Origin of the sequence: Pseudomonas synxantha BG33R, assembly GCF_000263715.2 — a bacterium.
Classification (GTDB): Bacteria; Pseudomonadota; Gammaproteobacteria; order Pseudomonadales; family Pseudomonadaceae; genus Aquipseudomonas; species Aquipseudomonas synxantha_A.
In genome coordinates this window covers 3,557,872-3,580,528 of record NZ_CM001514.1, presented here as the reverse complement: position 1 = coordinate 3,580,528, position 22,657 = coordinate 3,557,872, and the positions used below count along the sequence as shown (strand labels likewise).

Here is a 22,657-nt window from a genome sequence, read left to right as displayed (position 1 = left end):
TTACTCCGCCTGGGTCATGCCGATGGAACGGCAGGGTTGGTCGATCAGGGTTTTCAGCTCGGCGTCGAGGCCGAGCAGGGTCACGCCCATCATTTCCAGGGAGGTGAAGTAGTTGCCGACGTAGCAACGGTGGATCTTCAAGCCCTTGGCCTTGAGTTGTTTTTCCACCTCGGCGTAGAAAATGTACAGCTCCATCACTGGCGTGGCGCCAAGGCCCGAGACCAGCACCACCACACTGTCGTCCTGGCTGAAATCGCGGTCGGCCAGGATCGGCGCAAGCATCCGCTCGGCCATGGCGGCGGCCGGTTCAATCGGGATGACTTCGATGCCCGGCTCGCCATGATGACCGATGCCCAGTTCCATCTGGCCGTCAGGGATCTGGAAGTTCGGCTTGCCCACGGCGGCGATGGTGCAGGGCGTGAGGCCGATACCGATCGAGCGGCACTGGTCGACGGTCTTCTGCGCGACGCGAATCACCCCGTCGAGGTCGTAATGCTGGGCGGCGGCGGCACCGCCGATCTTCCACATGAAGATTTCCCCGGCCACTCCGCGACGCTTGGCGATATCGGCCTTGGGCGCCGAAGCCACGTCGTCGTTGGCCACCACGGTGCGGATGCGCATGTCTTTGCTGGCGGCCATCTTCATCGCCAGCTTGACGTTCATATTGTCGCCTGCGTAGTTGCCATACAGGCACGCCACGCCCGCGCCATGGTCGGCGGCACGGAAGGCGTCGAAAAAGCTCTTGGCGGTGGGCGAGGAAAAAATCTCACCGACGGCTACGGCATCCACCAGGCCCGGCCCGACATAGCCTAGGAACGCCGGTTCATGCCCCGAGCCGCCGCCGGTGACGATGCCGACCCGGCCCTGACCGGAGGGCTGGGCCTTGACGATGACCCGCGGGTTGGTTTCGTACTGGCGCAGTTCGGGGTGCGCGACCAGGATGCCGCGCAGCATGTCTTCGACCACTTGGTCGGGATCGTTGATGACTCGATTCATAACGCGGGTTCCTGTGTTCTTGTTCTAAGGGGTGACACCCCTCCATTGTGGGAGCAGGCAAGCCAGCTCCCACAGTTTGTGTGTTGCTGCTGGAATCAGGGTTCGAGCACCACCTTGAGCGATTTATCGCCGCGCTCCATCACCGCAAACGCCTCCTTGAAATCCGCCAGGGCAAACTTGTGGGTCACCACATCGCGCATGTCGATTTTGCGGTTACCGATAAAGTCGATGGCTCTCGGGTACATATAGGGCCCCAGGTGCGAGCCGAGGATGTCCAGCTCCTTGCGATCGCCAATGATCGACCAATCGACCGTGGCCTCGTCATTGAACACGCTGAACTCGACGAAGCGCCCCAACTTGCGCAGCATCGCCAGCCCCTGGTTGACGGCCTTGTGGTGCCCGGTGGCTTCGATGTAGATGTCGCAGCCGTAGCCGTCGGTGATCTCGCGGATTTTGGCCAGCACATCGACCTCGGCCGGGTTCCAGACTTCGTCGGCGCCCATGCGCAGGGCGAGGGCGGCGCGCTCGGGTTTCATGTCCAGTACGATAAGCTTTTTCGGGTTGCGCAACCGCACCGCGCCGATGATGCCCAGGCCCAAAGTGCCGGCGCCTGCGACCACCACAATGTCGTCATGGTCGACGTCGGCGCGCTCTGCGGCGTGCAGCGAGCAGGCCAATGGCTCGATCAGGATCGCTTCATCGGGGGCGATGGATTCCGGCACTTTGTGGATGATGCCTTCCTTGGTGAAAATCATGTACTGGGCCATGGCGCCCTGCACATTGTTCTGGAAGCCATACAGGTCATGCTTCTGGCACATCCAGTACTGGCCGTGGTTGCAGAAGCGGCAACCCCAGCACGGCACGATCTGTTCGGAAATCACCCGGTCGCCGACCGCCACGCCGCGCTTTTCGGCGCCTGGGCCAAGGGCGACCACACGGCACACGAACTCATGCCCGGGAATCATCGGCGGCTTCACGTAGCGCGGTTGCTCGGCGTCGCCCCAGAACGACGGCGCGCCGCGATAGGTCTTGATATCGCCCATGCAAATGCCGCACAGCTCGACCTTGGTCAGGATCTCGTCGGGGCCGGGGGTGGGCACGTCGACGGTTTCCAGGCGGTAGTCTTCCGGCCCATGGCAGACCACGGCCTGCATGGTTTTGGGGATGCTCGGGGCAAGTTGTTCGGGTGTGCGTTCGGTGACGGTGGACATGACAAGACCTCACGACATAAAGATGAATTACTGAATGCTGTAGCCGCCGTCGATCACCATGTTGGCGCCGGTGATCATCTGCGCGGCATCGCTGAGCAGGTATAGCGCCAGACCGGCGATTTCTTCCGGCTGGGCAAAACGCCCCGCCGGGATCTGCAATTTGGCCCGCTCACCCACGTCGCCGGCCCAGGCTTTCTTGCCCAGGGCGGTTTCGACGATGGTGGGGGAGATGGCGTTGACGTTGATCTGCGGCGCCCATTCCATGGCCAATACCTTGGTCATGCCGACAATCGCCGCCTTGCTGGCGCAGTAGGCGACGTGGCGGTCCAGGCCAATCACGGCGGCCTGGGAGGCGAGGTTGACGATGCGCCCACTGCCCTGGGCGAGCATGTGTTTGGCGCAAGCCTGGGCCATGAAAAAACTGGCCTTGAGGTTGATGTCCAGGGTGGTGTCCCAGGCGCTTTCGCTGACGTCGATAGCCTTGTCCAGCAGTACCACGCCTGCGCTGTTGATCAGGTAATCCAGGCGTTGGAAGTGAGCGAAGACGTTGTCGACAGTCGGTTGGATCTGGTCGATCTTCCCGAGGTCGACGGCAATGCCCAGGTGCCCGGTACCCAGGCGGGCGGCCACTTCGACCACCGCCGGGTCGCGGTCGAGCAGCGCCACCCGCGCACCACGTTCCACCATCAGAGTGGCACAGGCCAGGCCGATCCCGGCGGCACCGCCGGTGATCACCGCACAACGGCCATTGAGGTCGAAGGCTTGGTTCCAGAAACCAGACATGAATAACTCCTGTTACAGATCAAAAGGTAGAACGCGGTCCAATGTGGGAGCTGGCTTGCCTGCGATTGCATCGACCCGGTCTACCTGATGCACCCAGGCGCCTGCATCGCAGGCAAGCCAGCTCCCACAGTTGACTGTGTTTCAAGCCACTGACTACTTGCCGCCGCTGACTTGCTGGTACAGCGCATCCGCATTGGCATTGGTCACTGGCACCCACGGCAGGATGTAGTTCCTGGCCGTGCCGTCACCCCATTTCACGTCCTTGGCGTAGCGCTCCCAGATCACCGATTGCGGCTTGTAGTCCTCACCGGCCAGGGCGCGCAGGGCCACGTCCAGTGCGCCTTGGGATTGGGCCTGGGCGTCCTGGAGGAATGTGGTGACTTCGTCTTTTTTTGCCGCCTGGATCGCATCCGGCATACCGTCGATGGAGGTCACGGGTACCTCTTTGGAGGTCAGTCCGTGGGACTTCAGGGCCTGCACGGCGCCGAGGGCCATGTCGTCGTTCTGGGCGATCACGCCGTTGATGCCCTTGGGGTGGGCGTTGAGCCAGTCTTCGGTGAGGGTCATGGCCTGGGCGCGGTCCCAGTTGGCGGTTTTCTTCTCGATGATCTTGATGTCAGGGTGTTTGCCCAACACCTCCAGCTCGCCTTTTTCCCGGTCGATCTGCGCCGACTGGCCAATCGGGCCCTGGATGATCACCACGTTGCCCTTGCCGTTGAGCTTGTCGACCATGGCCTGGGCCTGCAGGCGGCCGCCTTCGACGTCGTCGTTCCCCACATACGGCACGCTGGCATCGGCTACTTTCGTATTGGAGGCGATGACCACCACGTCGTTGCTCATGGCCGCCTTGACCGTGCCGACACCGGCCTTGGTATCAATGGGCACGAACAGAATCGCGTCGTAGCGTTGGGTCACCATATTTTCGATCTGGTTGTTCTGGGTCAGGGCGTCGTAGTTGCCGTCGAATACGGTCAGCTGCACGGTGCCATCCTTGACGGCCGGATGTTCCTTGAGCTCACGCACCCAGTTCTGCATGAACTGGCCCTTGAGGCCGTAGACGGCTGCGCCGATCTTGTAGGTCTTGCCATCGGCCGCCAGGGCGATGCTGCTGGCAAGCAGGGTGAGGGTCGCCGCAGCGGCCAAAGTGGTACCAAGTTTCATGAGTAGAACTCCGGTTATTGTTGTGGGTCGTTCTCTAGCGTTTTTTCTTGCGCCACACGTCGATCAGTACTGCGAACACGATGATCAGGCCCTTGGCGACCTGCTGGTAATAGGAGGACACGCCGAGCAGGTTCAGGCCGTTGTTGATCACGCCGATCAGCAGCGCCCCGAACAAGGTGCCGACAATGCTGCCGGTACCGCCCGACAGGCTGGTGCCGCCGATTACCACCGCGGCAATCGCATCCAGTTCATAGGAAACCCCGGCCTGGGGCAGGGCAGAGGTGGTACGTGCCGACAACACCACGCCGGCCAATCCGGCGAGCAGGCCCGAAACCACGTACACCGAGAACATCACCTTGCGCACGCCGATGCCGGAGGTGCGCGCGCTTTTTTCATTGCCGCCCACCGCGTATACATAGCGGCCGTAGGTGGTGTAGCGCAGCACCATCCAGAAGATCAGCGCGACCACGGCAAAGATAATGATCGGCACGCCCACCGGGCCGATCTTGCCGATACCCAGCGCCAGGTAGGCGTCGGGCAGGTCGGTGATCGGGCTGCCGTCGTTGAGGATAAAGGTCATGCCGCGGGCGATGCTGAGCATACCCAGGGTGGCCACGAACGGAGGGATCGACAGGTTGGCGACCATGAAACCGTTGACCACGCCAAGCATCGCCCCGGCAAACATCCCGGCGCTGACCGCCGCCAACAGGCCATAGCCCTGGGTGGCGACCATCGCGCTGCACAATCCGGCAAAGGCCAGGATCGAACCTACCGACAAGTCGATGCCCTTGGTCAGGATCACGTAAGTCATGCCCACGGCGAGGATGCCGTTGATGGAGGTCTGGCGCAGGATGTCCATCCAGTTGCGCCAGGTCATGAAGTATTCGCTGGAGAACGCCATCACCACGCACAGCAGGATAAACACCAGCGGCAGGCCGAAGCGGTCCAGAGACAGGCGCAAGCGGTTGCGTGGCGCGGTGGTGACAGGGGCGGCAAGGGTTTTGGCATTCATGAGGCAAGACTCAACAAGGCTTCCTGGGAAAGGGCGGTGTCGGTGCTGATGGTCACCAGCCGGCCGCCCTTGAATACGGCAATGCGATCACTCAAGTGCAGCAGTTCCGGAGCTTCGGACGACACCACGATGGCGGCGCCGCCGGCCCGTACGAACTGGTCGAGCAGGTGGTAGATCTCCTGCTTGGCGCCTTCATCGATGCCGCGGGTGGGTTCGTCGCAAAGCAGGCACACCGGCTCGGTGGACAGGCATTTGGCGAGCACGACTTTTTGTTGGTTGCCGCCGCTCATGGACGCCACCGGTAGGTCCAGAGAGCTGGTCTTGATCTGCAGGCGCTTGACCATGTCTTCGGCCAGTTGGGCTTCCTTGCGCGCATTGATCAGCGACCAACTCGACAAGCGCTTGTAGGCCGACAGCGCGATGTTGGAGAGGATGCTGCCGGTCAGCACCAGGCCACTGTCCTTGCGGTCTTCGGTGACCAGCGACATACCGGCGTTGATGGTGGCCTTGGGCAGCCCGATGGGCATGGGCTTGCCTTGCAGGGTGACACTGCCGGAATCGGCTACGGTCAGGCCGTAGATGCAGTTGAGAAACTCACTGCGCCCGGAGCCCATCAGCCCGTAGATGCCAAGAATTTCGCCACGGCGCAATTGCAGGCTGATGTCGTGGAACTCGCCGTTGCGGCTCAGGTTGTCGACTTGCAGGCAGGTGTCGGTGGCGCATTCACGGCCGACTTTGTGGTCGATGCGCGTCAGTTCCTGGCCAACAATGCCGCGTACCAGGTGGTCGCGGTCGATATCGGCCATGCGCCCGCTTTCCACGAATGCGCCATCGCGGAAGATGCTGTAGTCGTCGGCGATTTGCGCCAGTTCGCTCAAGCGATGGGACACATACACGATACCGGCACCCCGTGCAGTGAGGCGGCGAATGGCCTTGAACAGGGTTTCTGCCTCGCGCTCGCCGATGGCCGAGGTGGGCTCGTCCATGATCATCACCTGGCAGTCATGGCTGAACGCCTTGGCGATTTCCACCAGTTGAATCTGCGCCACGCTCAAGCGATGCATGGGGCTGGTGGCGTCGACGTCGAACTCCAGGCTTTCCAGCAGCTCGCGGGTGCGGCGGTTCAGGGCCTTGCTGTCGACAATGCAACCGGCGCGGCGCGGCTCGCGGCCCAGCCAGATGTTTTCGGCGACGGTCATGTAGGGGATGGGTTCCAGCTCTTGGGTGATCATCGCGATCCCGGCCGCCAAGGCTTCACTGGGGCGGTTGAACTGCGCCGGTGCACCGTTGAGCACAATGGTGCCGGCGTCACGCTGGGTGATGCCCATCAGGATGCTCAGGAAGGTCGACTTGCCGGCGCCATTGCCACCGCACAGGGCGTGGACGCTGCCGGCGCGCAGAGAGAGGCGCCCGTCACGCAGGGCAGGTACCCCGGCGTAAGCCTTGGCGACGTGTTCAGCCTGGAGCAGTAATGGCTTGGCCATCGGCGTGTCCTCGTGCTGTGAATTCTTATTAGGTCGCACAGTCATGTTTCGCTGTGATCATATGTGTATCAAATGAAATTCTGATCAGTCAATCTCTTTCATTAAAAAGCGTTGATTCTCATCTGTAGAGACTATATCGGCTGTTTATCCCGCTTTGACTGCAAGGTCAGTTAAATCTCGCTTGACATGAAGGGCATAATGATCGCGAAATGACTGAGCAAAATTTCACTGAGTGATCATCTGATCAGTCTTAATCTAGGTCAGGGCAGCGGAGCCAGACGCCATGAACACACCTTTTCCGGTGGCTATCGGATGCGATGAAGCGGGTTTTGAGCTTAAAGAGCTGTTGAAGCGCCATATCGAGGCGCTGGGTTACCCGGTCACTGACTTCGGCACCCATTCCACTGCGCCGGTGCTCTACCCGGACATCGCGCTGGCCGTGGCCAACGCCATCAGCGCCGGGCAGCAGCGCCTCGGCGTGCTGGTGTGCGGCACCGGCATCGGCATGGCCATCTCGGCCAACAAGGTGTTGGGTATCCGTGCGGCTCAGGCCCATGACACCTATTCGGCGGAGCGGGCGCGCAAGAGCAACGATGCGCAGATTCTGTCCATCGGTGCGCGGGTGATCGGCGCCGAACTGGCCAAGAGCATTGTCACGGCGTTCCTGGCCTCGGAGTTCGAGGCGGCGCGTTCCGGGGCCAAGGTCGAGCGCATCAACGCAATCGAGCGCGATGGGCATCAGTAGTGGACGGCACGGGGCAAGAGTCGGGAGAATGCGCCTTTGACGCCGAAACGGAAGCCCGTCCCCATGAGTGACAGTACCCAGCGCATGGCCAGCGATATCGATCAAATGACCGAAGTGGCGATGCTCTATTACCTTGAGAACGTCACTCAGGAAGCCATTGCCAAGCGCTTTGACCTGTCGCGGGCCAAAGTCAGCCGCCTGCTCAAGCGTGCGCGAGATGAAGGCATTGTCGAGGTGCGCGTGTTGCAGCACCCGGCGATGAACAACGAACTGGAGCGCGCGTTGGTGGAGCGCTTCAAGCTCGACCGCGCCTTGATCGCCGTTGACCACAGCGACCCCGACACCCAGCGCTCGGCAGTCGCCAGCCTGGTCGCCAACTACCTGAACAAAACCTTGGGCGATGGCATGATCGTCGCCGTGGGCATGGGCCGTAACGTCGGCGCGGTGGCCGATAACGTGTTCCTGCCGGTGACGCGCAACTGCACGTTCGTATGTGCTATCGGTGGTTCGCTCAAGGCCGGCGAGTACATGAACCCCGACCATATCTGCCGGCGCCTGGCCCTGCGCTTTGGCGGCGAGAGCGAAAGCCTGTACGCCCCGGCCCTGGTGGCCAACCCGGAACTGCGTGGTGTGTTGATCAATAACGACACGGTACGCTCCACCCTCGACCGCGCCCGGCGTGCCGACATTGCCCTGATCGGCATTGGTGATATGAGCGAAAACAGCAACATGGTGCGCATGGGCTGGTTCTCGCCCCAGGAAATCGCCCAGGCGCGGTTGTCCGGCACGGTGGGCGACATGATGGGCTATGACTTTATCGATATTCACGGCCAGCCGGCGGTCAACGCCATTCAAGGCCGAGTGATCGGGTTGACGGTGCAGGAGCTGTTCCGCATCCCGGATGTGGTGGCGATTGCCAGTGAAAATACCAAGGCCGCGGCGACGCTGGGGGCGTTGCGGTCGGGGGTGATCAATACGCTGGCGACGACGGTCACCAATGCTCACACCATTCTGGCGCTGGATGATGCCACCCGAAAGTCTTGATTTATCGCCCACCTGACTTGTGGGCAGGCTTTCTGTGGGAGCTGGCTTGCCTGCGATGCAATCACCTCGGTATGCCTGAAACACCAAGGTGTCTGCATCGCAGGCAAGCCAGCTCCCACAAGAGTTGCTGTGCTTCTGATAGGGGTTTACAGGTTTTGTAATAGTTTTGCGCTGTGGGAATTTTGTATTTCAAATGTAGGATTCAAGTCCTTTTGTCATTTCAGGACTTGCATGAACACCCTCTCGGAGCCTCCCAGTCGTCTTTCCCCAAGACAACCACTGTCGCTGTTCCCGCTGAAGCACCCCGTATTCCGTCAACTAACCTTGTCCCGGTCGTATGACCGCACGTTGCCGTGCCCGGCGTTCTAAAAATTTAAAAGACAGAGACTCTATAAATGGAATGGTTAGCAGATCCCACGGCCTGGCTCGGCCTGGCGACCTTGATTGTGCTGGAACTGGTGCTGGGTATCGACAACCTGGTGTTTATCGCGATCCTGGCAGACAAGTTGCCGCCGGAGCAGCGCGACCGTGCGCGCTTGATCGGTTTGTCCTTGGCGTTGCTGATGCGTCTGGGCCTGTTGGCGAGTATTTCCTGGTTGGTGACCCTCACCCAGCCGCTGTTCGAGGTGTTCGACAAGAGCTTTTCCGGCCGTGACCTGATCATGCTGTTCGGTGGTGTGTTCCTGTTGTTCAAGGCCACCATGGAGCTGCACGAACGCCTGGAAGGCCACGTGGCCCAGCACAAGGGCAATGTGGCTTATGCGATGTTCTGGCCGATCGTGGCGCAGATCGTGGTGCTCGACGCAGTGTTCTCCCTCGACGCGGTGATTACCGCAGTGGGCATGGTCGATGAGCTGGCGGTGATGATGATCGCGGTGATCGTGTCCATCGGTTTGATGATCGTGGCAAGCAAGCCGCTGACCCGTTTCGTCAACGCCCACCCTACGGTCATCATGCTGTGCCTGGGCTTTTTGATGATGATCGGTTTCGCCCTGACCGCCGAAGGCTTGGGCTTCCATATTCCCAAGGGCTACCTGTACGCGGCCATTGGTTTCTCGATTCTGATCGAGGTGTTCAACCAGATCGCCCGCTCGCGTCGCAAGAAATCGGCACAAGGTGTGCTGCCGGTGCGTGAGCGTACCGCCCATGCGGTGATGCGTCTGCTGGGTGGTCGTAGCCTGGCGGTGGAAGAGGTGGGTGAAGAGGTCGCTGACTTGCTGGGCGAGCCGGATACTGCGCAGGGCCCGCTGTTTGATCGACGTGAGCGGGTGATGATCAGCGGGGTGCTGCAACTGGCCGAACGGCCGATTCGTACCCTGATGACACCACGGGCCAAGGTTGACTGCATCGACCTGGCGGACGATCCCGACACGATCCGCCTGAAGCTGATGCATTCGTCCTACTCGCGTTTGCCGCTGATCCGCAACGGTGCGGTGGATGAACCCTTGGGCTTTGTGCACAAGAAGGAACTGCTCAAGGAGTACCTGGCCGGTAACGAGCCGAACCTGGAGCACCTGGCGCGCCGGGCGATCAACCTGCTGGAGAGCTTTTCGATCCTCAATGCCCTGGAGCAGATGCGCCAGGAGTCCACCCACATCGCCTTTGTGATCAACGAATTCGGGGACTTCATGGGCGTGTTGAGCATGACCGATATTCTGGAATCCATCGCCGGTGAATTGCCCGATGCCAGTGAAATCGAAGGCCCGGACATTGTCGAGGAGGGCGCGGGCTTTCGTGCCAATGGTGCCTTGAATCTTAATCAGGTGAGCCGACGCACCGGCTTCAAGGCCGTGGCGACGGAGGATTACCAGACCCTGGCCGGTCTGGTGATGAGTCTGTTGGATCGCTTGCCGGTTGTGGGCGATAGTCTTGAATACGAGGGGTGGCGCCTGACTGTGGCCGCGGTGGAAGAGCGGAGGGTGACGCAGGTTTGTTTGTCGCCGCTTACGGCTCCTTGATCTGGAGGCGAGCGAATCGCTTGAACGCGTGTTCAATCGCTTGCTCGCCGAGTCCGGGAACGGTTTCCTGAAGCTGTTGGTCCTGGTAGATCAGCAGCATTGGAATTCGGTCCACGCTTGGATGGCTTGGTGTTTCGGTGCAATCGAGGATCATGATCTTGATCTGGTGCTTGTACCGCTGGCTTATCCGCATGAAGCGTGGCATTGCGTCAGTGCATGCCGCGCAATCATGGGAGATGAATACAACGAATACGGGTTGCCTCGTATTGAGTTCGCGGTCAAATTCCGCCTTATTTGCGATCACTGCATTGACGTAGCTCATCGGGCGTCTCCTTGTCACTCCTTGGCCTAAGCTAAGTTGGAAAATCGTTCCGGTCTACTGTCAACCTTCACAGGTCCCTCTTCGCGCGCTTGGTACCTGCTTGATTCAAGTGTTCAGATCGGTGCGCAGTAACACCGTCGTGGGGCGTTGCGTAGCACAGCCATACGGTGACGGCGCAATGCTGTATGCCGCTTCAATCACTATCACGCTGATCCATAAAGCATTTCTTGCCGCCATAGGTTTCCTCTGGCGTCTGTGGCACACTTTCTGCTGTCTATTCCGTTGTTACATACCAAGTTCCGGTATAGCGGAATACACAATCCCTGGAGTGCTTGTCATGCATCACCGACCATCCGTATTCAAAGCGTGTGTTTTTCTTGTTGCCGCATCGGCTTCCTTCACAAGCATGGTGCAGGCGGCAGACAGCAAGCTGGATGATGTGCTCAAGCGCGGGCATCTGATCGTGGGTACAGGCAGTACCAATGCGCCGTGGCACTTCCAGGGAGCGGATGGCAAATTGCAGGGGTTTGATATCGACATCGGCCGCATGGTGGCCAAGGGTTTGTTCAATGACCCGAGCAAGGTCGAGTTTGTGGTGCAGTCATCCGATGCGCGCATTCCCAACCTGCTGACGGACAAGGTCGACATGAGCTGCCAGTTCATCACCGTCACCGCCAGCCGTGCGCAGCAGGTGGCTTTTACTTTGCCGTACTACCGCGAAGGCGTCGGCCTGCTGTTGCCCAACAACAGCAAGTACAAGGAAATCGAAGACCTTCAAGCCGCAGGCGATGACGTGACCGTGGCCGTGCTGCAAAACGTGTACGCCGAAGAACTGGTGCACCAGGCACTGCCCAAAGCCAAGGTCGACCAGTACGACAGTGTCGACCTGATGTACCAGGCCGTGAACTCCGGCCGCGCCGATGCGGCTGCCACCGATCAGTCCTCGGTCAAATACCTGATGGTGCAGAACCCCGGTCGCTACCGCAGCCCCACTTACGCCTGGAGCCCGCAAACCTACGCGTGTGCGGTCAAGCGTGGCGACCAGGATTGGCTGAATTTCGTCAACACCGCGCTGCATGAAGCCATGACCGGTGTGGAGTTTCCCACCTACAAGGCTTCTTTCAAGCAGTGGTTCGGCGTTGACCTGCCAGAACCGGCCATCGGTTTTCCCGTGGAATTCAAATGATCCGGAACAGCCGGGGCGTGCTTGAGCACGCCTCACTCAGGTATTGCCGACCATGAACTATCAGTTGAATTTTGCCGCCGTCTGGCGTGACTTCGACACCTTGCTGGCGGGGCTCGGCCTGGGCCTGCAGTTGGCCTTGCTGTCGATTGCCATCGGCTGCGTGATCGGCCTGCTGATGGCGTTTGCCATGCTGTCCCGGCACCGCGCGTTGCGCATCCTGGCCTCGGTGTACGTGACGGTGGTGCGCAATACGCCGATCCTGGTGTTGATCTTGTTGATCTATTTCGCCTTGCCGTCCCTGGGGATTCGCCTGGACAAAATCCCTTCGTTCATCGTCACCTTGTCGCTGTACGCCGGTGCCTACCTGACCGAAGTATTCCGCGCCGGGTTGTTGAATATTCCCAAGGGCTTGCGCGAAGCGGGGTTGGCGATCGGCCTTGGCGAATGGCGGATTCGTGCCTATATCACCGTGCCGGTGATGCTGCGCAACGTGTTGCCGGCACTGTCGAACAACTTTATCTCGCTGTTCAAGGACACATCCCTGGCCGCCGCGATCGCGGTGCCGGAGCTGACCTATTACGCCCGCAAGATCAACGTTGAAAGCTACCGGGTGATTGAAACCTGGCTGGTGACGACCGCGCTCTATGTGGCTGCCTGTTACCTGATTGCCATGCTGCTCCGTTACCTGGAGCAGCGTCTGGCGATCCGTCGTTAAGGAAGGGTTTGCATGTATGAATCCCCCAGTTGGCTGCATGAATTGTGGATCGCCCGCGAGACCCTGTGGGTCGGCTTCCAGGCCAGTGTGTCGGTCTCGGCACTGGCGATTATCTTCGGCACCCTGATCGGTATCGTCGCCGGGTTGATCCTGACCTACGGCAAGTTCTGGATGCGCGCGCCGTTTCGTCTGTACGTCGATCTGATTCGAGGCACCCCGGTGTTCGTGCTGGTGTTGGCGTGTTTCTACATGCTCCCGGCCCTGGGCTGGCAGATCAGTGCATTCCAGGCCGGTGCGGTCGGGTTGACCCTGTTCTGTGGCTCCCACGTGTCGGAAATCGTGCGCGGTGCACTGCAAGCCATTCCCCGTGGGCAACTGGAAGCGGGCAAGGCCATTGGCCTGACGTTTTACCAGTCGTTGGGCTATGTGTTGTTGCCCCAGGCGTTGCGACAGATTTTGCCGACCTGGGTCAATTCCTCTACCGAAATCGTCAAGGCCTCCACCTTGCTGTCGGTGATCGGCGTGGCCGAATTGCTGCTCAGCACCCAGCAGGTGATCGCCCGCACCTTCATGACCCTGGAGTTCTACCTGTTCGCCGGTTTCATGTTCTTTGTCATCAACTACGCCATCGAATTATTCGGGCGCTACATTGAAAAGCGGGTGGCCTTGCCATGAACCAAGCTCAAACCAAACCAGCGCTGCTGGACATTCGTGGCCTGCGTAAACAGTACGGCCAGGTGGAAGTGCTCAAGGGTGTCGATCTGTCGATGCAGCGCGGCAATGTGGTGACGTTGATCGGCTCCAGCGGCTCGGGCAAGACCACCTTGCTGCGTTGCGTGAACTTGCTTGAGGAGTTCCAGGGCGGGCAGATCACCCTGGACGGCGAGTCCATTGGCTACAGCGAGGTCAGCGGCAAGCGCGTACGGCACCCGGAGCGGGTGATTGCCCAGCACCGCGCCATGACCGGCATGGCGTTCCAGCAATTCAATCTGTTCCCGCATCTGACCGCGCTGCAAAACGTCACCCTTGGCTTGCTCAAGGTCAAGAAGATGGGCAAGGATGAAGCCGTGGCCCTGGCCGAAAAGTGGCTGGACCGCGTCGGCCTGCTGGAGCGGCGCAACCACTTTCCCGGCCAATTGTCTGGTGGTCAGCAACAGCGCGTGGCGATTGCCCGCGCCATTGCCATGAACCCCAGTCTGATGCTGTTCGACGAGGTCACATCGGCCCTCGATCCGGAGCTGGTAGGCGAAGTGCTCAGCGTGATCAAGGGGCTGGCGGAGGAGGGCATGACCATGTTGCTGGTCACCCACGAAATGCGCTTTGCCTATGAAGTCTCCGACCAGATCGTCTTCATGAACCAGGGCTGCATTGAAGAGCAGGGCACTGCGAAGGACATCTTCGAGCGGCCGCAGTCGCCGCGGCTGGCGGAATTTTTAAAGAACATTCGTTTTTAACAAGGAGCAACTTTTATGAGCATTACTCGTTACGGTACCGGCAGCACCGCAGGTGGCGGCCAGCCACGCCCGTTCGCACGCGCGGTGGAGGCCGATGGCTGGCTGTATGTGTCGGGCCAGGTGCCGGCGGTGGATGGCGAAATCATCAGTGGCGGCATCGTCGAGCAAACCCGGCAGACCATGCGCAACGTGGTGGCGATCCTCGAAGAAGCCGGCTATGAACTCAAGGATGTTGTACGCGTGGGCGTGTGGCTGGAAGATCCACGGGACTTCTGGAGTTTCAACAAGGTCTTCGGCGAATACTTCACCCCCGAGCACGCCCCGGCGCGGGCTTGTGTGCAGGCCAATATGATGGTTGATTGCAAGGTTGAGATCGACTGCGTGGCCTACAAGAAAAAGGGCTGAATCCACATTCTAAAGCCCACAGAAAATCAACTGTGGGAGGGAGCAAGCCCCCTCCCACAGGGAATCTCTGCCAAACCCTGGAACTTTGACCGGACCCATCACTGCCATGACCGAAGACACCATCAAACGCCGCGCCAAAGGCCTGGACCGTGCGTTCGATATCCTCGATTTTCTCAAGGAAGTCGGCCAACCCCTGCGCCCGAATGACATTGCCAGCGGCATCGGCAGCCCCAAGTCCACGGTCTACGAATTGGTCGCGTCGCTGCTGGAGCGGCGCATTCTGGAAACCGTGGGCAAGGACGGTCACGTGTATCTGGGGCGCCAGTTGTATTTCCTCGGCCAGGCGCACCTGCGGCACTTCGACCTGACCCGCGAGGCCGATCACGCCCTGCAGGAAATCGTCAGCCAGACCCACGAAACCGCGCAGATGTGCCTGCTCAACGGGCGCAAGTACACGGTGGCGCTGATGCGCGAAGGCCAGCGGCATTTTCGTATTTCTTCGGATATCGGTGAAAACGCGCCGATCCCGTGGACCGCTTCCGGGCGTTTGTTGCTGGGGCATTTGAGCGACCAGCAGATCATCGAGCTGATCGACCCCGACGATTTCATCCTGCCGGACGGCCTGCGCCTGCCGCTCGATACCTTCCTGGTGCAGATCCGCCAGGCCACCGTCGATGGGTTCTTTTCCTTCGACAGTGTGGCCGACACCTTCACCCATTGCTTCGCCGCCCCGGTGCGGGACGCCCAGGGCATCAGCATTGCGACCCTGTGCATCGTTGCCCCGCGAGCCGATGCCAGCAAGCACTACCACGACTATCGCCGGGTGCTGATCGACAGCGCCAACAGCCTGGCCCGGCGCATCAACGAATAGGAGTTTTCCATGTCTGCCCTCAATGCCGTTGAAAAAGGTGCCGCCGCCGTCGGTGCCCATTTGGTCCGCGATGTCAGCCTGCCGGCGCTGGTGCTGCACCGTGACGCCCTGGAGCACAATATTCGCTGGATGCAGGACTTTGTCAGCCACAGCGGCGCCGAGCTGGCGCCCCACGGCAAGACCAGCATGATGCCTGCGCTGTTCGAGCGCCAGATCACCGCCGGTGCCTGGGGGATCACCCTGGCCAACGCCGTACAAACCCGCGCCGCCTACGCCGGTGGCGTGCGTCGTGTGCTGATGGCCAACCAATTGGTGGGGGCGCCGAACATGGCGCTGATCGCCGACCTGTTGGCCGATCAGGATTTCGACTTCCATTGCATGGTCGATCACCCGGACAACGTCGCGGACCTGGGCCTGTTCTTCGCCGCGCGCGGCCTGCGTCTGAACGTGATGATCGAGTACGGCGTGGTCGGCGGCCGGTGTGGCTGTCGCAGCGAACAAGAAGTGCGTGAACTGGCCCGGGCGATCAAGGCCCAACCGGCATTGGCGTTGACCGGCATCGAAGGCTACGAAGGGGTGATCCACGGTGAGCACGCCATCAGCGGCATCCGTGACTTCGCTGCCAGCCTGGTGCGCCTGGCGGTGGACCTGCAAGACAGCGGCCTGTTCGACCTGCCCAAACCGATCATCACGGCGTCGGGCTCGGCCTGGTACGACCTGATCGCCGAGTCGTTCGAGGCGCAGAACGCTGCCGGTCGTTTCCTCAGTGTGTTGCGCCCAGGCAGCTACGTGGCCCACGACCATGGCATCTACAAAGATGCGCAATGCTGCGTGCTCGACCGACGCAGCGACCTCAACGAGGGCCTGCGCCCGGCGATGGAGGTCTGGGCGCACGTGCAGTCGCTGCCGGAGCCGGGGTTTGCGGTGGTTGCCCTGGGTAAGCGCGACGTGGCCTATGACGCCGGCTTGCCGGTGCCGCTCAAGCGCTACAAGGCCGGGATCGTCCCGGCGCACGGTGATGATGTGAGCGCGTGCAAGGTCACGGCGGTGATGGACCAACATGCGTTCATGACCGTAGCGCCGGGGGTTGAGTTGCGCATTGGCGACATTATTTCGTTTGGCACGTCCCATCCCTGCCTGACTTTCGACAAATGGCAGGTGGGTTGCCTGGTGGATGAGCAGTTGCAGGTGGTCGAGTCGCTGCGTACCTGTTTCTAGACCGAGCCGCACCTATCGGGGGCAAGCCCCCTCCCACATTTGGAATGCATTCCCCTGTGGGAGGGGGCTTGCCCCCGATGAGGCCATCAGCCCCACCGAGACAGCAGCCATGACCACCCAACCCCGCATCGCCCTTATCGGCGAATGCATGATCGAACTGCAACACCGCGCCGACGGCAGCCTGCACCAGAGCTTCGGCGGCGACACCCTGAACACGGCGGTGTACCTGCGCCGTGAGCTGGGCGAGTGCGCCAGTGTCGACTACGTCACCGCCTTGGGCGATGACAGTTTCAGCGACGCCATGTGCCAGCAGTGGCAAACCGAGGGCCTTGGCCTGGGTATGGTCCAGCGCCTGCCCGGGCGTCTGCCGGGCTTGTATTGCATCCAGACCGACGCCAATGGCGAGCGCAAGTTTCTCTACTGGCGCAACGAAGCGGCCGTGCGTGACTGCTTCACCACGCCTGCGGCCGAGCCGATCCTGGCAGCGTTGCCGGACTATGACGTGGTGTATTTCAGCGGCATTACCCTGGCGGTGCTGGGCGAGGTCGGGCGCGAGCGCTTGCTGGACACCCTGGTCGAAACCCGCCGCCGAGGTGGCAAGGTGGTGTTCGATAACAATTACCGGCCACGGCTATGGGCCGATGTGCAAGCGGCCCGTGCGGCTTATCGCAAGGTCTTGGCTGAAGTGGATATTGCCTTGTTGACCGAGGATGACGAGCACGCGCTGTTTGGCTATGAGGACAGCGAGCAGGTGTTTGCGGCCTATCCATCGATTGCAGAAGTGGTGCTCAAGCGTGGCGCGGATGCGTGTTTGATTCGCTGTGCGGGAGAGCGTTTTGCGGTGCCGGCGTTGAAGGTGGAAAAGGTGGTGGACACTACGGCGGCGGGAGATTCGTTCAGTGCGGCGTATCTGGCCGGGCGGCTCAAAGGTGGCTCGCCGCAAGAGGCTGCATTGGCGGGGCATCGATTGGCGAGCCGGGTGATTCAGCTGCCGGGGGCGCTGATACCGAGGTGAATGGCCGCTTGCGGCGGATCGCGGGCAAGCCCGGCTCCCACATTTTACCGGGTGTACACCGCTAAATGTGGGAGCTGGCTTGCCTGCGATAGCGGTCTGGAGCCAAGTGCTCAATCCCGGTAAAACACCTGCACCAGGTGATAGCCAAACTTGCTCTTGATCGGCCCGTGCACCACCTTCACCGGCTTCTTGAAGATCACCGCATCAATCGCGCCTACCATCTGCCCGGGCCGCACTTCGCCCAGATCGCCGCCACGCTTGCCCGACGGGCAGGTGGAGTACTTCTTGGCCAGCACGTCAAAGGCTTCGCCCTTGGCAATGCGCTGCTTGAGTTGTTCGGCTTCTTCGCTGGTTTTCACCAGGATATGACGGGCTTGGGCTTTCATTGATTTCTACCAGGTGTGCGACGGCGCGCGATTATGCCTGAACTCAGGCCTCGACGCCGATCATGCTGCGGATTTTGGTGGCCAGCAGGTCGATCGAAAAGGGCTTGGCGACCATGTCCATGCCGTCTTCCAAAAAGCCCTGGCGCTCAGCGGCTTTCTCGGCATAGCCGGTCATGAACAACACCCGCAGGCCGGGGCGATGCTGGCGCGCGATTTCCGCCAGTTGCCGGCCGTTCATGCCCGGCAGGCCAACGTCGGTCACCAGCAAATCCACGCGCAAATCCGACTCCAGCAGCGGCAGCGCGGCACGGGCGTCGGCCGCCTGGTGCGCGGTATAGCCCAGTTCGTCGAGGACGTTGACCACCAACATGCGCACTGCGGGGTCGTCCTCGACCACCACCACGGCTTCACCGGCCAGGGCCACCGGGGCTTCGGTGAGGCTGACGGGCAGGTCGCTTTCCAGTGCGGTGCCGTACAGGCGCGGCAGGTACAGGCGCACGCAGGTGCCCTGGCCCGGTTCGCTCTGGATCGTTACATGGCCACCGGACTGCTGGGCAAAGCCGTAAATCATCGACAGCCCAAGGCCGGTGCCTTGGCCGATAGGCTTGGTGGTGAAGAACGGGTCGAATGCCTTGGCGAGGATTTTCGGCGCCATGCCGCTGCCGTTGTCGCTCACGCCGAGCATCACGTAGTCGCCGGCCTTGACCGGCTCCAGGGTGGTGATGTCGGTGCCGTCCAGGTAGCTGTTGGCGGTTTCGATCAGCAACTCGCCGCCGTCGGGCATGGCGTCGCGGGCGTTGATCACCAGGTTGAGCAGGGCGTTTTCCAATTGGCTGGCATCGGTATTTACCGGCCAGATGTCTTTGCCCAGTTGCACCTTGAGCGCGATATGCGCGCCCTTGGTGCGCTGGAACAGATCTTCCAGGGATGCCACCAGCTGGTTGGGGTCGGTGGGGCGGCGGTCCAGCGACTGGCGCCGCGAAAACGCCAGCAGGCGGTGGGTGAGGGCGGCGGCGCGATGGGCCGAGGATACGGCGGCATCGGCAAAGCGGCCAATCTCCTCGCTGCGCCCGGCGGCAATATAGCGCTGCATCAGGTCCAGGCTGCCGATGATGCCGGTGAGCATATTGTTGAAGTCATGGGCGATACCGCCGGTGAGCTGGCCCACCGCTTCCATCTTCTGCGCATGGCGCAGGGCGTCTTCGGCCCGTTCACGCTCGAACATCTCGTTTTGCAGGCGCTGGTTGGCCTCGGCCAGCGCCTGGGTACGCTGGGCCACGCGCTCTTCGAGGTTCTCGTTGAGATGGCGCAGGGCTTCTTCGGTGAGTTTGCGTTCGGTCTCGTCGATCACAAAAATGTAGAAGCCATTCACCGAACCGTCATTGCTGAAGCGCGGCAGGTATTTCATCAACGCGTGGCGCGGGCGGCCGTCGCGATGGGGCGTGAGGGTCATGAAGCTGCACGCCTTGCCGTTCAGGGCCGCTTCGATCTTGTCGATTCGCCCGGCATACACCTCATCACCGAGCACTTCGCGGATGGTCTTGCCGTACAGTTCCTGGGGCGTCTTGCCGTACCAGTCGAGGTAGGCGCTGTTGTTCAGGCGAAAGCGCTGTTCATGGTCCACGTAGCCGATCAGCACCGGCATGGCGTTGATGATCAGTTGCAGCTCGGTCTGGCTCTGGCGCAGCGCCTGTTCGGTGTGCTTGCGCTCGGTAAGGTCCAGCGCGGCACCGAGGAAGCGTGCGGGTCGGCCTTGTTGGTCCTTGTAGCAGCGGCCACGGGCAAACACCCAGCGCACCTGACCGTCGGCTTGCAGCAGGCGGTACTCCTCGGCGTATTCAGTGCCGAACGTGATGCAATGCTTGATGCTGCGCGTGACCATGCCACGGTCTTCGGGATGCACGCCGAGCAGATAGGCGCTGATGGGCAGCAGGCCGGCGTCACTCGGGTCGACACCGTGCAGGTAGGCGAAATGTGCATCGGCGATAAAGTGGTCTTCACCGATGTCCCAGTCCCAGGTGCCCACGGCATCGGTCGCTGCCAGTGCCAGTTGCAGGCGCTGCTCGGTGTTGTGCTGGGCCTTGAGGCTCGCTTCGGAGCGCTGCTGCAGTTCCAGGGTTTTGCTGCGCCGTTCATTGGTTTCGATGGCGGTGACCAGGATGCCTGCCACCTGGCCGCTTTCGTCGCGCACCGGGCTGTAGGTCAGGTCGAGCCAGATTTCGGTGTCGCGACATTCGCGTTGCAAGACAAAACGCTGCTCGCTGAAGGTGCGCACCTGGCCACCGAGCACCGCGTCGTACACCGGCGCAGCGAAGCTTTGCAGCTCCGGCCAGGTCTGATGCGCAGGCTGGCCCAGGGCGCCGGGGTGCTTGTTGCCCACCAGTTGGGCAAAACCATCGTTATACAGTTGTATGAGTTGCGGGCCCCACAGCAGCACCATCGGCATCGGCGAATGCACGACGATATCGACGGCGGTACGCAGGCTCTGCGGCCACTCGCTGGCCTCACCGAGGGGGCTTTGCGCCCAGTCCAGCCGCTTGATCAATGCAGCGGCTTCGCTACCGGTGGATGTTCCATTCATGAAAAAAAGCCCTGAACACGACGCTTTGAAAAATGACCACATCCATTGTCCCAAGGATCATCAATGGATGACTACCCCGGAAAAATAGCACGCATTGACGGCTTTTCTTCAAAACAGCGGTTCAGCGCTGAAACCTTTCATCTAAAAACCCAGTTCAGGGCGTCGGCGAAACTGCTCCAGTGCTTCGGGATTGGCGAGGGCATCGGTGTTCTTTACCGGCTCCCCATGTACCACGTTGCGCACCGCCAACTCCACGATCTTGCCGCTGATGGTGCGCGGGATGTCCGTGACGGCGAGGATCTTGGCCGGTACGTGGCGCGGCGTAGTGTTGGCACGGATTACCTGGCGGATCTGCTGTTGCAGCGCCTCATCCAGCTCGACACCGTCATCGAGGCGCACAAACAGCACCACACGCACATCGTCCTGCCAGCGTTGGCCGATGGCGAGGCTTTCCAGCACCTGCGGGACTTTTTCCACTTGGCGGTATATCTCGGCGGTGCCGATGCGTACGCCGCCAGGGTTGAGCACCGCGTCTGAGCGCCCATGAATCAGCAGGCTGCCATTGGCCCGCTGCTCGGCATAGTCACCCTGGGCCCATACGCCGGGGAACTGGCTGAAATAGGAGGCGCGCAGCTTGTGCTGGTGCGGGTCGTTCCACAGCCCAATGGGCATGGCCGGAAAGTGCCGGGTGCAGACCAGTTCACCTTTTTCCCCGATCAGCGGCCGGCCCTGGTCGTCCCACACCTCGATGGCCATGGCCAGGCTCTTGCACTGCATCTCGCCACGCCGCACCGGCAGCACCGGGTTGCCGATCACGAAGCAGGAGACGATATCGGTGCCACCGGACATCGACGACAGGCACAGCTCGTTCTTGATCTCGCGGTACACATAGTCGTAGCTCTGGGGTGACAGTGGCGAGCCGGTGGAAATCAGGCCCCTGAGGCTGCTCAGGTCGTGGCTCAGGCGTGGCTGCAACCCGGCTTTCTCCAGGGTAGCGAGGAATTTCGGGCTGGTGCCGAATACACTGATTTTTTCCGCATCGATCAAGTCGATCAAACGCTCGGGGCCGGGGTGGAACGGTGAGCCGTCATACAGCACCGCCGTGGCGCCAATCGCCAGCACCGACACCAGCCAGTTCCACATCATCCAGCCGCATGTGGTGTAGTAGAACAGGCAGTCCTCGCGGCTCAGGTCGGCGTGCAGGCCGTGTTCCTTGAGGTGCGTGAGCAGCACGCCGCCGGTGCCATGGATGATGCATTTGGGGATGCCGGTGGTGCCGCTGGAATAGAGGATATACAGCGGATGATCGAACGGCACTGCGACAAAATCGGGCACGCCGCCGGCCTGATAGAAGTCGTCCCACAGCGTGACCCGGGCTTGACTCAGGTAATCGTCGACCTGTGCCTGAGGCCGGGCGTAGGGCACGATGATCAGCTGTTGCAGGGAGGGCAGGCGCGCGAGGATTTCATTGAGCTTGGCGCTCTGGTCGATGTTTTTGCCGGCATAGCGGTAGCCGGCGCAGGTAATCAGCACCTTGGGTTCGATCTGGCCGAATCGATCGATGACGCCCTGGGTGCCGAAATCCGGCGAGGAGCATGACCAGATCGCGCCGAGGCTGGTAGTGGCAAGCATACCCACCAGGGTTTGCCAGGTGTTAGGCATGCACGCGGCCACCCGGTCACCCATGCCAACCCCGGCCGCCCGCAAGCTTTTTTGCAGGCCGGCAACGTGTTCCGCCAGTTGCGCATAGCTCAATTGTTCACGTTGGCCGTCTTCGCTGACAGCCACCACCGCAGGATGATTGTCGCGGCGGCGCAACAGGTGCTCGGCAAAGTTCAGGGTGGCGCCGGGAAACCATTGGGCGCTGGGCATCTCGATGTCTTCGATCAGCGTGACGCTGGGCGGGCTGCGAAACTGCACGTCGAAGAACGCGACAATCGCCCGCCAGAAGTCCGGGCGCTGGTCGATGCTCCATTGGTGCAGGGCAGCGTAGTCGTGGAGGTGCAGGCCGTGGCGTTGGTTGATGAAGCGGCGGAACTGGTCCATCCGTGTGTTGGCGATGCGTTCGGGCGAGGGTTGCCAGAGGATGTCGGACATAGCGAAATCTCTT

General features: G+C 61.2%; 21 protein-coding genes. 11 read left to right on the top strand and 10 right to left on the bottom strand.

Annotated features, from left to right (window positions below; genetic code table 11):
• The 6 genes from PSEBG33_RS11800 to PSEBG33_RS11825 all read right to left on the bottom strand — a co-directional run bounded on the left by PSEBG33_RS11800 (nucleotide 1) and on the right by PSEBG33_RS11825 (nucleotide 6,647).
• Nucleotides 1–996, bottom strand: a complete 996-nt coding sequence (locus PSEBG33_RS11800) for a dihydroxyacetone kinase subunit DhaK (protein WP_005788856.1) — start codon at nucleotides 994–996, stop codon at nucleotides 1–3.
• A gap of 95 nt (nucleotides 997–1,091) precedes the next feature.
• Nucleotides 1,092–2,207, bottom strand: coding sequence for an MDR/zinc-dependent alcohol dehydrogenase-like family protein (locus PSEBG33_RS11805; RefSeq protein ID WP_032803582.1), 1,116 nt, complete (start codon nucleotides 2,205–2,207; stop codon nucleotides 1,092–1,094).
• A 27-nt stretch (nucleotides 2,208–2,234) separates the two neighbouring features.
• A complete protein-coding gene (locus PSEBG33_RS11810; protein WP_005788853.1) occupies nucleotides 2,235–2,990 on the bottom strand; it encodes an SDR family oxidoreductase in 756 nt (251 codons plus the stop codon).
• Nucleotides 2,991–3,143: 153 nt separating this feature from the next.
• Entirely contained in the window at nucleotides 3,144–4,151 is a 1,008-nt protein-coding gene (locus PSEBG33_RS11815) for a substrate-binding domain-containing protein (RefSeq protein WP_005788851.1), read from the bottom strand.
• Between the two features lie 34 nt (nucleotides 4,152–4,185).
• Complete coding sequence (locus tag PSEBG33_RS11820) at nucleotides 4,186–5,163, bottom strand: ABC transporter permease (RefSeq protein ID WP_005788849.1); 978 nt, start codon at nucleotides 5,161–5,163, stop codon at nucleotides 4,186–4,188.
• On the bottom strand, nucleotides 5,160–6,647 hold the full coding sequence (locus PSEBG33_RS11825) for a sugar ABC transporter ATP-binding protein (RefSeq protein ID WP_005788847.1): 1,488 nt from the start codon (nucleotides 6,645–6,647) through the stop codon (nucleotides 5,160–5,162). The genes PSEBG33_RS11820 and PSEBG33_RS11825 overlap by 4 nt, the downstream gene beginning before the upstream one ends.
• 283 nt (nucleotides 6,648–6,930) lie before the next feature.
• Here PSEBG33_RS11825 and rpiB point away from each other — a divergent pair, with 283 nt between their 5' ends.
• From rpiB to PSEBG33_RS11840, 3 genes are all read left to right on the top strand, one after another.
• Nucleotides 6,931–7,392, top strand: coding sequence for a ribose 5-phosphate isomerase B (rpiB, locus tag PSEBG33_RS11830; RefSeq protein ID WP_005788845.1), 462 nt, complete (start codon nucleotides 6,931–6,933; stop codon nucleotides 7,390–7,392).
• A 63-nt stretch (nucleotides 7,393–7,455) separates the two neighbouring features.
• Complete coding sequence (locus tag PSEBG33_RS11835; RefSeq protein WP_005788844.1) at nucleotides 7,456–8,436, top strand: sugar-binding transcriptional regulator; 981 nt, start codon at nucleotides 7,456–7,458, stop codon at nucleotides 8,434–8,436.
• Between the two features lie 395 nt (nucleotides 8,437–8,831).
• Nucleotides 8,832–10,394: a TerC family protein gene (locus PSEBG33_RS11840; protein WP_005788842.1), complete on the top strand. Its 1,563-nt coding sequence runs from the start codon at nucleotides 8,832–8,834 to the stop codon at nucleotides 10,392–10,394.
• Here PSEBG33_RS11840 and PSEBG33_RS11845 read toward each other — a convergent pair.
• Nucleotides 10,381–10,716 (bottom strand): protein disulfide isomerase family protein, encoded by a 336-nt coding sequence (locus PSEBG33_RS11845; RefSeq protein WP_005788840.1) that lies wholly within the window; start codon nucleotides 10,714–10,716, stop codon nucleotides 10,381–10,383. The two genes, PSEBG33_RS11840 and PSEBG33_RS11845, sit on opposite strands and share 14 nt — an antisense overlap.
• A gap of 337 nt (nucleotides 10,717–11,053) precedes the next feature.
• Between PSEBG33_RS11845 and PSEBG33_RS11850 the strand changes: the two genes are divergently transcribed.
• The 8 genes from PSEBG33_RS11850 to PSEBG33_RS11885 all read left to right on the top strand — a co-directional run bounded on the left by PSEBG33_RS11850 (nucleotide 11,054) and on the right by PSEBG33_RS11885 (nucleotide 17,580).
• Entirely contained in the window at nucleotides 11,054–11,902 is an 849-nt protein-coding gene (locus PSEBG33_RS11850) for a transporter substrate-binding domain-containing protein (RefSeq protein WP_005788838.1), read from the top strand.
• Between the two features lie 52 nt (nucleotides 11,903–11,954).
• Nucleotides 11,955–12,617 carry an amino acid ABC transporter permease gene (locus tag PSEBG33_RS11855; RefSeq protein WP_005788836.1) on the top strand — a complete coding sequence of 221 codons (663 nt, stop codon included), beginning with the start codon at nucleotides 11,955–11,957 and terminating at the stop codon, nucleotides 12,615–12,617.
• 12 nt (nucleotides 12,618–12,629) lie between these two features.
• A complete protein-coding gene (locus tag PSEBG33_RS11860) occupies nucleotides 12,630–13,292 on the top strand; it encodes an amino acid ABC transporter permease (RefSeq protein ID WP_005788834.1) in 663 nt (220 codons plus the stop codon).
• Nucleotides 13,289–14,071: an amino acid ABC transporter ATP-binding protein gene (locus PSEBG33_RS11865; protein WP_005788831.1), complete on the top strand. Its 783-nt coding sequence runs from the start codon at nucleotides 13,289–13,291 to the stop codon at nucleotides 14,069–14,071. The genes PSEBG33_RS11860 and PSEBG33_RS11865 overlap by 4 nt, the downstream gene beginning before the upstream one ends.
• Before the next feature lie 15 nt (nucleotides 14,072–14,086).
• Nucleotides 14,087–14,476, top strand: a complete 390-nt coding sequence (locus PSEBG33_RS11870; protein ID WP_005788829.1) for a RidA family protein — start codon at nucleotides 14,087–14,089, stop codon at nucleotides 14,474–14,476.
• A gap of 106 nt (nucleotides 14,477–14,582) precedes the next feature.
• Nucleotides 14,583–15,347, top strand: a complete 765-nt coding sequence (locus PSEBG33_RS11875) for an IclR family transcriptional regulator (RefSeq protein ID WP_005788826.1) — start codon at nucleotides 14,583–14,585, stop codon at nucleotides 15,345–15,347.
• Between the two features lie 9 nt (nucleotides 15,348–15,356).
• Nucleotides 15,357–16,565 carry an amino acid deaminase gene (locus PSEBG33_RS11880; RefSeq protein ID WP_005788824.1) on the top strand — a complete coding sequence of 403 codons (1,209 nt, stop codon included), beginning with the start codon at nucleotides 15,357–15,359 and terminating at the stop codon, nucleotides 16,563–16,565.
• Between the two features lie 109 nt (nucleotides 16,566–16,674).
• On the top strand, nucleotides 16,675–17,580 hold the full coding sequence (locus PSEBG33_RS11885; protein ID WP_005788821.1) for a sugar kinase: 906 nt from the start codon (nucleotides 16,675–16,677) through the stop codon (nucleotides 17,578–17,580).
• Nucleotides 17,581–17,690: 110 nt separating this feature from the next.
• On the opposite strand, the gene PSEBG33_RS11890 is transcribed toward PSEBG33_RS11885, so the two are convergent.
• From PSEBG33_RS11890 to PSEBG33_RS11900, 3 genes are all read right to left on the bottom strand, one after another.
• On the bottom strand, nucleotides 17,691–17,966 hold the full coding sequence (locus tag PSEBG33_RS11890; RefSeq protein ID WP_003174397.1) for a peptidylprolyl isomerase: 276 nt from the start codon (nucleotides 17,964–17,966) through the stop codon (nucleotides 17,691–17,693).
• Nucleotides 17,967–18,009: 43 nt separating this feature from the next.
• Nucleotides 18,010–20,547: a PAS domain-containing protein gene (locus PSEBG33_RS11895; protein WP_005788817.1), complete on the bottom strand. Its 2,538-nt coding sequence runs from the start codon at nucleotides 20,545–20,547 to the stop codon at nucleotides 18,010–18,012.
• Nucleotides 20,548–20,688: 141 nt separating this feature from the next.
• Nucleotides 20,689–22,644: an acetoacetate--CoA ligase gene (locus PSEBG33_RS11900; protein WP_005788815.1), complete on the bottom strand. Its 1,956-nt coding sequence runs from the start codon at nucleotides 22,642–22,644 to the stop codon at nucleotides 20,689–20,691.
• Nucleotides 22,645–22,657: the final 13 nt, after the last annotated feature.